Consider the following 12653-nt stretch of genomic DNA (forward strand, 5'->3'; position numbering starts at 1 on the left):
CGGTACAATCTGTCTAGTTTCGAACAAGAATTGAGCTTAAACCATGTCTTTAGATCGTATTCGTTTAGCGTCACTTCATGACAAAGTCATGAGCGCAGAACAAGCTGCTACTTTTATCCAAGATGGTATGACTGTAGGAATGAGTGGTTTTACTCGTGCAGGTGAAGCAAAAGCTGTACCTTTAGCACTTGTAAAACAAGCAAAGGAAAATCCTTTAAAAATCACGTTAATTACCGGTGCAAGTTTGGGTAATGACCTAGACAAACAATTGACTGAAGCTGGTGTGCTTGCTCGTCGTTTACCATTCCAAGTCGACAATACTTTACGTAAAGCCATCAACAACGGCGAAGTAATGTTCATCGATCAGCATTTGTCTGAAACGGTTGAACAAATGCGTAACCTTCAGCTTAAAAAGCCTGATGTTGCCATCATTGAAGCCATTGCGATTACTGAAGATGGCGGGATTATTCCAACCACTTCAGTGGGTAACTCTGCAAGCTTTGCCATTTTTGCTGAAAAAGTGATTGTCGAAATCAACACCAACTTAAGCCCTGCTTTTGAAGGTCTACACGATATTTATATCCCAAGCTATCGTCCAACACGTCAAGCAATTCCTTTAACTCAGGTCGATGAACGTATTGGTACACATGCCATCAATATCGACCCTGCTAAAATTGTCGGTATCGTGATTAACAATGAATATCATGACTCTCCATCAACTGTGACTGAACCAGATGATGAAACTCAAGGTATTGCAAACCACTTGATCAATTTCTTCGAACAAGAAGTTGCCGCAGGTCGTTTACCGAAAAATTTAGGTCCATTACAAGCCGGTATCGGTTCTATTGCCAATGCCGTATTGACGGGTCTTAAAGACTCAAACTTTGAAGATTTAGTCATGTATTCAGAAGTACTACAAGACTGTACTTTCGAATTGATTGATGCGGGCAAAATGAAATTTGCTTCAGGTAGCTCAATTACACTTTCTGCTAAATATGGCGAAAAAGTGTTTAACAACCTTGACGCATATAAAGACAAATTGGTGCTTCGCCCACAAGAAATTTCGAACCATCCTGAATTGGTGCGTCGTTTAGGTATTATCGGCATTAACACTGCACTCGAATTTGATATTTACGGCAACGTAAACTCAACTCACGTTTGTGGTACTAAAATGATGAACGGTATTGGTGGTTCAGGTGACTTCGCGCGTAATGCTCATTTGGCTATTTTTGTGACCAAGTCGATTGCAAAAGGTGGTGACATCTCTTCAATCGTACCAATGGCATCGCATATCGATCACTCTGAACATGATGTTGATATTTTAGTGACTGAGCAAGGTCTTGCGGATTTACGCGGTTTAGCACCACGTGAACGTGCGCGTGCCATTATCGACAACTGTGCACACCCAATGTACCGTGATGCATTGAATGACTACTTTGATCGTTCTTGTGCAAAAGGCGGACATACCCCTCACCTTCTTCGTGAAGCATTGTCTTGGCATGTCAACTTTGAAGAGCAAGGTCAAATGCTTGTTGCTCAAGCAGAAGCTAAAATTGCTTAAGCAGCATCAGTAATTCATATAAAAAGCGTACTTCGGTACGCTTTTTTATGGCTGAAATTCGCATTTAAAATACATAATTTCCTATATCTCGATCCTCGACGATTCAATTCAACCAAGCTCTATTTCAAAATCATAGCGAATTCAAATGCTATAAACGCTGTTCAATCGCTTTACGATTTTGCTTTTTAATTTTTTCTATTTCTGCATTCAACTGCAATATCTCTCCATATAAAGCATTAAATTGCTTTAAGGGTTGATCTTCATAAAACATAAACGTCTGCTGGTTTTTCTGCCATTTATTGTTTTTTAAAATCTCAAATAAAGCATCGGCCTTGCTTAATATCTGCAACTCTAATGCAAATAAAGCATGGGTTTGATCACTGTCCCGACTTTCACGTAAGCTATCTGCCAACTGATGTCTCAAGTTGGCTTTAATCGATAAATGCTTCGCTCGATCTAAAGTATCTTCTTCACGTTGCTGAGTTTGTTGTTGATACTGGGCGGTCAAAAGATGGACTTGTTTTAACATTTGCTCAGTTTCGATAAAATTCTGTTTCCGATCTTTCTCTAAACGATCAATATTTAAAAACTGATCCCAATGCAGCGCTTTGAGTTCACGTAAATACTGATTTCTTGCTTCAGCATTTTGAATCATATCGCTCAGGACAAAGTCTGCCATCACTTTATAATCGCCCTGCAAATGATTATCTGACACATTGATATCAATCGGTTTCGACCAATCTTGGGCTTGTTGATAAATGAGTTCTGCTTTTTCATACAATACTGTTTGATAGTCTTTAATTTGACTTAACTCGTCTTGTTGTACCGAATACTGATAAAACATCCAACCAAATACAGTACATGTCGCTAACGCTAAGATTAAAAAAATCTTTGGCATACGAGACTCCCTTCGACTGACTTTTCAATATGATAACGCGATTCAGAATACAACTGGTTATTTATTCAGCGAAAAGACTGCCAATTTTTGCTGCCAAATGAGCTTTTAATTCAACTTTCATGCTTTAAATTTTGCCAGCCACCCCCATCAATGTAGGCAAGAAAAGAGAAGAGATTGCTCATGCGCGTAGATATTTGGTCAGATGTGGTTTGCCCATTTTGTTATATTGGTAAAAAACGTTTGGAAGCGGCAGCGAAACAAGCGGGTGTAGAACTTGAAGTGCATTGGCACAGCTATGAACTTGATCCAGAAGCACCCACTCGTCAGGAAGTTTCAAATTCTGAACGCCTCGCGCAAAAATATGGACGCACCGTTGCCGATGTTGAAGATATGCAACGTAATATTGCCGCTATGGCTGCTGAGGAAGGGATCCAATTTAATTGGGAAAATGCCAACTCAGGGAACACCTTCAATGCACATCGTATTATTCATTTAGCCCAAAGCAAAGGCTTAGGCTCAGAAGCCAAAGAAGCCTTTTTCTATAGCTATATGACGCAAGGTTTATCAATTGGTGAACGTGAAACCATTGAAGATGTCGCTGCACGTATTGGACTCAATCCTGTTGAAGTTGAGGACGTGTTAGATTCAGAAGAATATGCTGACTTTGTTAAATTTGATGAAGAAGTCGCTCAAGATCAATTAAAAGTCACAGGCGTGCCTTTCTTTATCTTTGATCAACGTATTGCTTTAGCAGGCGCACAACCCCGCGAAGTCTTTTTACAAGTCTTTGAGAAGGCTTTAGCAGCACCTGAACAAGCCTCTATTGCTGCGGAAGATGCCGCTGTTTGTAAAGATGATACATGTGATCTTCCAGAAAAATAATGCTATTTTTTTTGATATAGATTGAGATAACTAATCATAAAAAATCCCCGAGTTCGGGGATTTTTTATGATCTGATTGATCCATCTAGTCGACCAAGAAACTAATTTTCAAATTAACTCGATATTCGGTAATTTTATTCTCTTTAATAATCACTTTTTGCTCATTAATCCAAGCACCTTGTACATTTTTTACCGTTTCCGTCACCTTGGTAATTCCTGTTTGAATGGCATCTTCAAAACTTTTTTGGCTACTCGAATTAACTTCAACGACTTTAGCGATGGCCATTTTAGAACCTCAAATTTTATTTTTTTGAAGCCTGATGCTAGGCTATTTTTTAAACAAAACATTCAACTTTAACATTACAGCGCAAAAACTTACAGAGAGAAACAATACGAGGTTTTATTCTTCGGGTCTTACAAAATACAACGTATCTATACAAGGCTTGGACACACAGACATGAACAATTCGCTAGGCTAATACGTGGAACATTTAAGTTCTGAACCATCTAACTTAAAAGAGGTCAATATGGACACTGAAACTCAAAATTCTGCTGTTGATTCTCCACCTGAACATCATTCATGCTCAAAATTACGTTTTTCACCTACGGTAAAAGGCGTATTCATTGGTGCGGTTGCTGGTGCTATATTATCCCTATTTGGCACTTTGAGTGGCGCTATTATTGGCGGTATTTCTGGTAAAATTTACGAGAAAAGATGTCATAACAAATGCCCTAAAAACTGATATTTTTAAACCAGTTAAGACAGCTTGTCAAAACACAACCTGTCTTAGAGTAAAAACTATAAACATATGATTTATATAACAATTTAAACTCACCATTCATCTTTTATCTTTCTATTTTTTAGCCAAATTGATTATTTTTTGTTACTATTCACATGAAGTCTATTTTTGTACTCTCTCCCTTTCGTCCATCTTATTTGGGCATTTTTCTCCTTTAAAGGACATCATGATGAATATCATTAAATCTCTTGTGGCTGTCGCTGTTTTGGCTATTTCTGTAAACGCATCTGCGCAAATTGTTTTTATTCCCGATTTTCCTGTAAAAAAAGCGATTGAAAGCGTGAATGCAGAGCAAAACGTGCCTGCTGCTAAAACTGTGACTCAAGGAGCTGCTGAAGCTAAAAAAGCCGCTTAAAGTACCTCTGCTTTTCAAAAAACAGACTTGAGGTAATGGGTCTGTTTTTTTATTTCTGCATTAAGCCTCTGCTGTTTAGAAAACACATCAATAAAAACCTCCAATTCAACTTCAGTTAAATCGATTCATCGAATAATTCAACTCGTAGTCAGCATTTTATCTCTTCAGCCATACTAAAAAACCGGATATTTATTGTTCAAAATTTACAATTTTTGTTTTTTATGTCTAAAGAATCTCAAAATATGACAATTTTTTGCATGATTTTTATTTTTAAATCCATATAATCAAAAGCATGACCTTCATCATTTCATCAAATGAAAATGTTTTCTTATGCAAGAACTTCAAGCACTGATTCAAGGTAAGATTCCTCCTCAAGCCATCAATATTGACCAGTTGATTGAGCTTGCTGAACGCTACCCTAAACCGATGTCTGCTGAATATAAATTACTTGAACTTGCCATCAATATTGTCTTGGCCAGTTATCTCGAAAAAGCACAAACACATCTTTAGAGGTCAGTTGATGAATGCCTTAGAAAAAGCGCTGCTGATCAAAGAATTAAATATTTTAATTGATGGGTTAGAACATCGATCGTTATCTTTCTTTGAAATCGCAAAATCGAAATCACGTTTAACCGAAATTTTTGGCTTATGTGATGAGCCCATTTTTCAAAAACAAATTTTGAAGTTTAAATCCCATACTCAACCTGAAAAAGCAGCCTATGATTTCGCTGCGAATACCCTGTATAAGCTTTCTTTTCGTGGGGTATTTCTACAGGACTCTCTTTTAGAAAAAGTACTCTATCAAAATGCGGATGCGGGTTGGGCTATTTTGTATGATGCTCAAAAAGGTTGGCAAATTTGGTTAATTCCAACGCCAAACCGCACGGCTTTAGTGAGTGAATGGGGTTATTTAGAAAATATCTATCACTGGATGCTGGCACAACAACAGATCTATATCTGTTTACAAACTGACCATGAATTAAAACAACATGCCCTTTTAGAACATCAACGGGTTAAAGCATTGACCGAGACTGATTTGAATCTATTGATAGATCTCCTACCAGAGCAAAATCAGACGGATATACCCGATAGTCTGAATCAAGCGATTGAAACACTTGATCCTGATCAGAAAATCATCACTATAGATTCAAAAGTACAGCACGATGAACTACGTGCTGCTCTGCATCCAGAACGACCACCCATATGCAATAATCAGTCACAGGAACCCCTTGTATCGGCAACTTTAACCCCTCAAGAAAACAAGTTAGCTGAAAAGTTACCTAAAAATTCTGTTCCACAGACCTTGGCACTCAAGCAATATATTGCACATATTCACCCTCTTGACGATACCAATAAACCTGAGCAAGCATTATATCGCTTAGAAATACGCGATGCGCCTGAAATCTCACAACATGTAGATTTATTATTGTATGGCCCAAATGTACAGCATTGGCAACAATTGCCGATTTATCTTGCCGAGCAAATCAATTCCCAAGGTCACTTTATTAAATATTTAGTGTTATTGGGTACAGAAAATCAAATGCAAGCCATTCGCTTAATCCATTTATTTACTGATCCATATCAGCATCAGCCATCCGCGATTAAAGAAATTTTTTGGAATCACTTAGAGGACAGTTTTACTCATCTTGAAACTCTATTTGATAGCTATAGCCAAAAAGCCACGTTAATTTGGAATATTGACCGCTATACTCCTTTTATTCCCGTACAACTGATCCAAACACAAAAATTTATCCAGTTTGAGGAAAGTCCAGCACACAGCAAGACCCCACTACTGTTATTAAAAGAGCGGCATAAAATTCGTCTGATTCATGGGCAAAAGCGCTTAAATCTGTCACGAACTGAATCTGCTTATCCTTATTTATTATTAGACCGTCATCAAGGCGTAAGTTGGCAGCTGATCCAAACCATTCTGACCCAGTTAGAGTCCCCCATTGACTGCCATCAATTATATGAAGCCATTGAAAAACATCTTTCAGATTAAGTTCTATTTTTGTAGCAAACGCTTGCTTTTTAGTCTCATTTTTTACAAGACTATTCAATTATCAAAACTAGAAGAGCAAGGATATGCCTCACATTAAAATAAATTTATCAAAACCACTTTTATTCATCTTCTTATCGGGGCTGGCGTATAGCTCAACGTGGGCAACGGTCACAGAATCTGTAACGGAGCAAAAAAACTGGCCTTTGCCAGCAACGGATGAAAACTTCAATTTGCTGTATCAACTGCCGAGTTGGATTGATGCAGCACCGACCTTTTTACCCCAGCAATCAGATGAACTTATGGTTCGCCCTATCCTCGAAACGGCAGATCGGACGTGGGTCGATCGTAAACAATTTCAAATTCGCAGCTGGGCAGATGATACTTCGCATAAAATTGACAATTGGTTTGGCGAAACAGATCCAGAAAAACCAGCCTCTGCAACATTACGCGTGATTGTGGATAACAGTTGGAATAAATACGATGGTTATGAAATTAAACCGCGTATTCGAGGCAGAATTAAACTGCCTACTTTAGAGCGTCAACTTAGTTTAGTCTTCGGGGATGATTCCTTAGACAATGAACTCGACAATAATGTCGCTATTACCAATGAAAACCCGGGCAACAATAATGACAAAACCCTAGACCGACAACGTACTCGAGAAAATAACAGCTCTTTTGCCTTACGTTGGTCAGATTTTTCTAAGCACCTGCCCTTCGAAACAGATTTAGATTTAGGTCTACGTTCCGGTGATGATATTTATCTGCGCCTCAAAGCCTCTAAAGATTGGAAATTAGAAAATGATTTTAGTTTTCATGCGGAACAAATTTATCGTTATGGCATTGATAGTAAAAATTATTTAAGAACCAATATCGAGCTGACCCATGCGCGTCCAAATCAAGCATTCCTGTCGAATCAACTGAATCTTACTTATTCTGATGATCAAGATGATGATTTAACTTGGGATAATAGTCTGTTTAGACAACATCAATTTTTCCATGAAAATAGCTTTAGTTATGGTATTTACACGGGCGGTTTTTTAAACAATAAAGATTTGCGTTTAAATAGTTGGGGTCCCTTCATTTCTTGGCGCCAACCTTTATGGCGGGAATGGTTTTATGTGCAAGGAAATTTAAACTATATGAATGATCATCGTGATGATCGTAGTCATTTCATTAGCACCTCTATCCGTTTGGAAGCCTTATTTTAATCGAGTGAGTGAACAACAATGTTGATGAATAAAAAAACCTCCCGCAGGAGGTTTTTCATTTTGCGTGTGAAAATCTCAGTTATTTCAACAATAAACTGTTAATACGTTTGACATATGCAGCAGGATCCTCAGGTAAGCCACCTTCTGCAATCACCGCTTGATCAAAAATCACATGGGCTAAATCATCAAATTGGTTTGAGCTTTCCAGTTTTTTCACCAATGGATGTTCTGGGTTAATTTCTAGAGTCGGTTTACTTTCAGGAATTGCTTGACCGGCTTGTTTCAACATACGAACCAACTGTGGAGAAAGCTCACCTTCACTGGTGACTAAACATGCAGGAGAATCGACCAAACGTGTCGTAACACGAACTTCTTTGGTTTTGGTTTTTAAAGCATCAGACAGTTTATCGACCACAGGCTTGAATTGTTCAGCCGCAGCTTCAAGTGCTTTCTTCTCTTCAGCATCCTGCAAATCACCTAGGTCAACTGCACCCTTAGATACGTTCTGCATTGGTGTGCCATCGAATTCATTGACGAATTCCATCGCCCATTCATCGACACGATCCGCCATCAACAACACTTCAATGTCTTTTTTCTTGAACAATTCAAGTTGTGGTGAGTTTTTCGCTGCATTTAAACTGTCTGCGGTCACGTAATAAATGGCTTTTTGCCCTTCTTTCATCCGTGCTTTGTAGTCTGCCAATGACGTTGAAATATCATCATTATTCGAGGTCGAGAAACGAAGGAGTTTTAAAATACGCTCACGATTCCCAAAGTCTTCCCCCAAACCTTCTTTCATCACTGAACCAAATTCAGCATAAAACTGTTTGAATTTCTCTTGATCTTGTTCATCTTCCGACTTGGCCAAACCATCCAACATGGTCAAAATACGGCGCGTATTGCCTTCGCGAATGGTTTTAACATCACGACTTTCTTGTAACAGTTCACGACTGACGTTTAATGGCAGGTCAGCACTATCCACCACACCCTGTACAAAACGTAAATAATTCGGAATCAAATTATCAGCTTCATCCATAATGAAGACGCGTTTGACATACAGTTTAATGCCCGCTTTCGCTTCACGGGTGAACAGATTATGTGCTGCTTTGCTTGGCACATATAGCAATTGCGTATATTCAGTGCTCCCTTCAACGCGATTATGCGCCCATGCCAGTGGTGCATCAAAGTCATGACTTAAGTTCTTATAGAACTCAATGTACTGCTCATCAGTGATCTCATTTTTATTACGCGTCCAAAGGGCACTGGCTGAGTTAATCGCTTCCCACTCGTCAGTCTTGACCATCTGACCACCTTGAGGAGTTTCACCTTCAGCAACCGCGTCTTCTTGCCAAACTTCTTTTTGCATTTCAATCGGCAAGCTAATGTGATCAGAATATTTATTGATGATCTGTTTCACTTTAGACGATTCTAAATAATCCACTGCATCATCACGTAAATGCAAAATGATATCTGTTCCACGTGAAGCCTTATTAATCTGCTCAACTTCGAAATCACCTGTACCCGTACTGATCCAACGTACAGCTTCGGCGGCATCTACACCCGCATGACGAGATTCAACGGTAATTTTTTCAGCAACAATAAAACCTGAATAAAAACCGACCCCAAACTGACCAATCAATTGCGCATCGGCTTTTTGATCACCCGACAATTTAGACATAAAGTCTTTGGTGCCCGATTTAGCAATCGTACCCAAATTATCAATCGCTTCTTGCGCCGTTAAACCAATGCCATTGTCTGAAATGGTGATGGTTTTATTATCTTTATCTAAACTGACACGCACATGCAGATCAGGATCATTTTCATAATATTCAGGATGGTTGATACCTTCAAAACGTAACTTATCACATGCATCTGAAGCATTTGAGATCAGTTCACGTAAGAAAATTTCAGGATTTGAATACAGTGAATGGGTCACTAAATGTAGAAGCTGGGCAACTTCTGCTTGGAAACTATGTTTTTTTGCACTTTGTTCAGTCATCATCATTCCTTAAATTCATTAAACACTTTTATCGAATGCTTAATGAATTGGAGTGATTAGTGCAATTTTCAATAGCACCCGATAAATTTTTCTTAAAAAGGACCATGTTTATAAACACGATCCATATACATATCTAGCTTTTGCTGGCGCATCTTATACACTTCACTTAAACAACTGCTCGAACTGCCACATTGATCTCGCAACTGTAACCACTTGACTTGTTCATTCTGAATCACGCCTCGTGTTCCCATAGGGACTAAACGCTTAATAATATTATAGGTTGTGGCCATTTTTACATCAGCATCATTGACCACTCGATACTCACAAATTACATGTTCCGTCTGGGTTCGTGCTTTGTCACAATTAAAACTTGCTGCGTAAGTAGCAACATTAAAAGCACTACATAAAAATAAAGCAGCACATTTCCATATTTTCATTTTTTTCTGCCTTTTTATTTGATTATCTTTCTGCGGTTATTTTAGCAACAAGCCTGTCATTAAATAAGATATTTTTGCTCAATTACAGTAGTTTACTCCAATACTTTAAGTGCAATTAAAAAACCCATCAAAAGATGGGTTTTTAAAAGGCTAATTCAAATTCTAAACATTAGAATTTATAGCTATAACCAAGGGTATAAACCCACGGATTTACTTCAAGATCACCTAGCGTTACTTTAGTACCGTTAGCTGTTTTTGCTGTTAATTCAGTTTTCACATTTGCATAACGGGCATCTACAAACACACCCCAATTTTTCGCATCAGCGGGTTGAAAATTAAAGCCGATCTGACCAGCAACACCATAGGCTACCTCAGCATCTAAACTTTCTGCACCAGTTGCAGTTTTAGTTGTTTGAGATAATTCTTCGTCCCAAGGTATAACGACAGTCGCACCTACACCAATGTATGGTGTAAAACGAGTTGAGTTTTTAAAATTATATTTCGCTGTAATGGTCGGCGGCAAGTGTTTAAAAGATGCTGCATCTTCGATTGGACCAATGTTTACATCATGATCAAAAGGTAATGCGAGCAATAACTCTACTGAAATTGGTGAGTTATTAAAAAAATATTCAACAGATGGAGTGAAATTAACTTGATTGCTGACTTCTGCTTTTAATGGCGTGACTACACCACCGACAGGAACATTTAATGTACCGTTGTCATCATTTTGTGGTGCCAAAGCAGAAGCACCTAATTTAACTTGCCAATCACCAGCCATCGCTGAAGCAGACAACCCCAATAACACAATAAAAGTAGCTTGTTTTAACATTTTAAATAACTCAAGGAAGAATAATAACAATAAATTCAAACATTAATTAATAATAAACATGAGTGTAATTAATATGCAATAGTTATGAATTAATAATAATTTTATTTATTTACAAGATATTGATAATAATTGATATTTATTTTAATCAGACCAACTTGGTTGGTTTTAACACCAACCAAATTAATCATATTTTTTATTATATTCCGAGTATAAAGCTTGGTTTTATTATAATGAGTTATTTAAATATTTATTTAAAATACATCTATTAACATTATATGTAAATTAAAAAATTAAAATATTGATTCCAGTTAAAGTACCATTGCGGCAATCCATCCAAATACCAATAACGGAATATTAAAATGAATAAATGTAGGGATTACACTATCTTTCATATGGTCATGTTGTCCATCCATATTTAAACCAGAAGTAGGGCCTAAAGTTGAATCTGAAGCGGGAGAACCGGCATCACCTAGTGCTGCTGCTGTACCAATAATAGCGATCGTTGCCATAGGGCTAAAACCAAATTGAATACAAAGCGGGACATAAATAATCGCTAAGATTGGCACCGTTGAAAAAGAAGACCCGATGCCTAAAGTAATCAGTAAACCAATCAGCAACATTAAGAAAGCAGCCAAAGCCTTACTATCGCCAATCCATTGAACTGAAGCCTCAACCAAAGCAGGCACTTGATTCGTGGCTTCTATCACAGCAGCAAAACCTTGTGCAGCAATCATAATGAAGCCGACCAATGCCATCATCCGCATGCCCGTAATAATAACGTCGTCCGCCTCTTTCCATTTAAAGATGCCGGCACAACTCAAAATTGCAACACCAACTAGCCCTGCTAAAATCATAGAGTCAGAATACAACTGAACCGTTAATGTTGCCAAAACAGCAAAGGCAGCCATAAACAAAGTAAATTTAGCGATTTTAGGTACTGCATCATCGGCTTCATCAGTGGTCATCTCACCCGTAATGCTATGCACTCTTTGTTCTACTTTAACATCTTGATAATATCGTGGTTTACGATAACTAATAAATAATGCAATCAACAAACCAACAAACATACCAGATACGGGAATCATCATGGCATGTGGAATTTGTTCATTAGCAATCACAAATCCATAAGGTTTACCAAAAGTATTAATATTCTGCGCTAAAATATCGTTAAGGAAAATAGCACCAAAACCTACAGGAATAAGCATATACGTTGCACATAAACCAAAGGTCAATAGGCAGGCAACTGCACGTCGATCTAAGTTTAAATGGTTAAATACCCCCAATAGAGGCGGAATCAATACCGGAATAAATGCAATATGCACAGGAATTAAATTTTGAGAAGATACTGCGGCTAAAGCAATGGTCACAAAAATAATATACTTCACTTTATTTTGAGATTTGATGTCGCTATCTGCTTTTAAAGTTCGAATTAGCTTATAAGCCAGTAAATCGGGTAAACCTGAACGGGCCAAAGCTAAAGCAAAGGCGCCCAGCACACCATAGGCTAAAGCAATTTTAGCGCCACCACCCAAACCATTATTAAAAGCATCTAAAGTTCCCTGTAGACCCAAACCAGCCAATAATCCACCAGTCACGGCACCAATAATTAGTGCAAATACAACAGGCACACGGGCTAAAGAAAGCCCGAACATGACCACGATAGCAGCGATAATTGCAATCATAA

Annotated in this window: 13 protein-coding genes; 7 read left to right on the forward strand and 6 right to left on the reverse strand. The window is 38.1% G+C overall.

Translation table 11 applies throughout. From position 1 onward, the window contains the following. Positions 1–43 precede the first annotated feature (43 nt). Positions 44–1561: an acetyl-CoA hydrolase/transferase family protein gene (locus B9T30_RS06930; RefSeq protein ID WP_086184339.1), complete on the forward strand. Its 1518-nt coding sequence runs from the start codon at positions 44–46 to the stop codon at positions 1559–1561. Between the two features lie 148 nt (positions 1562–1709). Here the strand turns inward: B9T30_RS06930 and B9T30_RS06935 are convergent, their stop codons facing one another. After that, entirely contained in the window at positions 1710–2459 is a 750-nt protein-coding gene (locus tag B9T30_RS06935; RefSeq protein WP_086184340.1) for a hypothetical protein, read from the reverse strand. Positions 2460–2639: 180 nt separating this feature from the next. On the opposite strand from B9T30_RS06935, the gene B9T30_RS06940 reads away from it, so the two are divergent. Then, entirely contained in the window at positions 2640–3341 is a 702-nt protein-coding gene (locus B9T30_RS06940; protein WP_086184341.1) for a DsbA family protein, read from the forward strand. Between the two features lie 84 nt (positions 3342–3425). Here B9T30_RS06940 and B9T30_RS06945 read toward each other — a convergent pair whose 3' ends face one another. Beyond that, the gene (locus B9T30_RS06945; protein ID WP_086164744.1) at positions 3426–3626 is read right to left on the reverse strand and encodes a dodecin family protein; all 201 of its coding nucleotides are present in this window, start codon (positions 3624–3626) and stop codon (positions 3426–3428) included. 240 nt (positions 3627–3866) lie between these two features. On the opposite strand from B9T30_RS06945, the gene B9T30_RS06950 reads away from it, so the two are divergent. The 5 genes from B9T30_RS06950 to B9T30_RS06970 all read left to right on the forward strand — a co-directional run bounded on the left by B9T30_RS06950 (position 3867) and on the right by B9T30_RS06970 (position 7704). After that, positions 3867–4082 carry a hypothetical protein gene (locus tag B9T30_RS06950; RefSeq protein ID WP_086184342.1) on the forward strand — a complete coding sequence of 72 codons (216 nt, stop codon included), beginning with the start codon at positions 3867–3869 and terminating at the stop codon, positions 4080–4082. A gap of 226 nt (positions 4083–4308) precedes the next feature. Then, on the forward strand, positions 4309–4494 hold the full coding sequence (locus B9T30_RS06955) for a hypothetical protein (protein WP_086184343.1): 186 nt from the start codon (positions 4309–4311) through the stop codon (positions 4492–4494). Positions 4495–4824: 330 nt separating this feature from the next. Next, positions 4825–5004: a hypothetical protein gene (locus tag B9T30_RS06960; protein WP_086164747.1), complete on the forward strand. Its 180-nt coding sequence runs from the start codon at positions 4825–4827 to the stop codon at positions 5002–5004. A 10-nt stretch (positions 5005–5014) separates the two neighbouring features. Beyond that, positions 5015–6496, forward strand: coding sequence for a hypothetical protein (locus B9T30_RS06965; protein ID WP_086184344.1), 1482 nt, complete (start codon positions 5015–5017; stop codon positions 6494–6496). A gap of 83 nt (positions 6497–6579) precedes the next feature. Next, entirely contained in the window at positions 6580–7704 is a 1125-nt protein-coding gene (locus B9T30_RS06970) for a hypothetical protein (protein WP_413772557.1), read from the forward strand. A 79-nt stretch (positions 7705–7783) separates the two neighbouring features. On the opposite strand, the gene htpG is transcribed toward B9T30_RS06970, so the two are convergent. The 4 genes from htpG to B9T30_RS06990 all read right to left on the reverse strand — a co-directional run bounded on the left by htpG (position 7784) and on the right by B9T30_RS06990 (position 12651). After that, on the reverse strand, positions 7784–9703 hold the full coding sequence (gene htpG, locus B9T30_RS06975) for a molecular chaperone HtpG (RefSeq protein WP_086184345.1): 1920 nt from the start codon (positions 9701–9703) through the stop codon (positions 7784–7786). A gap of 92 nt (positions 9704–9795) precedes the next feature. Beyond that, positions 9796–10140 carry a lysozyme inhibitor LprI family protein gene (locus B9T30_RS06980; RefSeq protein WP_086184346.1) on the reverse strand — a complete coding sequence of 115 codons (345 nt, stop codon included), beginning with the start codon at positions 10138–10140 and terminating at the stop codon, positions 9796–9798. A gap of 169 nt (positions 10141–10309) precedes the next feature. Next, on the reverse strand, positions 10310–10969 hold the full coding sequence (locus B9T30_RS06985; RefSeq protein ID WP_086184347.1) for an OmpW/AlkL family protein: 660 nt from the start codon (positions 10967–10969) through the stop codon (positions 10310–10312). A 308-nt stretch (positions 10970–11277) separates the two neighbouring features. Next, entirely contained in the window at positions 11278–12651 is a 1374-nt protein-coding gene (locus tag B9T30_RS06990; RefSeq protein WP_086184401.1) for a Na+/H+ antiporter family protein, read from the reverse strand. Positions 12652–12653: the final 2 nt, after the last annotated feature.

Source organism: Acinetobacter sp. ANC 4973 (genome assembly GCF_002135275.1).
GTDB lineage: Bacteria > Pseudomonadota > Gammaproteobacteria > Pseudomonadales > Moraxellaceae > Acinetobacter > Acinetobacter kyonggiensis.

What these genes read in the sequence shown, in the direction of transcription:
- B9T30_RS06930 (WP_086184339.1), top strand. Translation starts at nt 44, where the DNA reads ATGTCTTTAGATCGTATTCGTTTAGCGTCACTTCATGACAAAGTCATG.
- B9T30_RS06955 (WP_086184343.1), top strand. Translation starts at nt 4,309, where the DNA reads ATGAATATCATTAAATCTCTTGTGGCTGTCGCTGTTTTGGCTATTTCT.
- htpG (WP_086184345.1), bottom strand. Translation starts at nt 9,703, where the DNA reads ATGACTGAACAAAGTGCAAAAAAACATAGTTTCCAAGCAGAAGTTGCC.
- B9T30_RS06980 (WP_086184346.1), bottom strand. Translation starts at nt 10,140, where the DNA reads ATGAAAATATGGAAATGTGCTGCTTTATTTTTATGTAGTGCTTTTAAT.
- B9T30_RS06985 (WP_086184347.1), bottom strand. Translation starts at nt 10,969, where the DNA reads ATGTTAAAACAAGCTACTTTTATTGTGTTATTGGGGTTGTCTGCTTCA.
- B9T30_RS06940 (WP_086184341.1), top strand. Translation starts at nt 2,640, where the DNA reads ATGCGCGTAGATATTTGGTCAGATGTGGTTTGCCCATTTTGTTATATT.
- B9T30_RS06950 (WP_086184342.1), top strand. Translation starts at nt 3,867, where the DNA reads ATGGACACTGAAACTCAAAATTCTGCTGTTGATTCTCCACCTGAACAT.
- B9T30_RS06965 (WP_086184344.1), top strand. Translation starts at nt 5,015, where the DNA reads ATGAATGCCTTAGAAAAAGCGCTGCTGATCAAAGAATTAAATATTTTA.
- B9T30_RS06970 (WP_413772557.1), top strand. Translation starts at nt 6,580, where the DNA reads ATGCCTCACATTAAAATAAATTTATCAAAACCACTTTTATTCATCTTC.
- B9T30_RS06945 (WP_086164744.1), bottom strand. Translation starts at nt 3,626, where the DNA reads ATGGCCATCGCTAAAGTCGTTGAAGTTAATTCGAGTAGCCAAAAAAGT.
- B9T30_RS06960 (WP_086164747.1), top strand. Translation starts at nt 4,825, where the DNA reads ATGCAAGAACTTCAAGCACTGATTCAAGGTAAGATTCCTCCTCAAGCC.
- B9T30_RS06935 (WP_086184340.1), bottom strand. Translation starts at nt 2,459, where the DNA reads ATGCCAAAGATTTTTTTAATCTTAGCGTTAGCGACATGTACTGTATTT.
- B9T30_RS06990 (WP_086184401.1), bottom strand. Translation starts at nt 12,651, where the DNA reads ATGATTGCAATTATCGCTGCTATCGTGGTCATGTTCGGGCTTTCTTTA.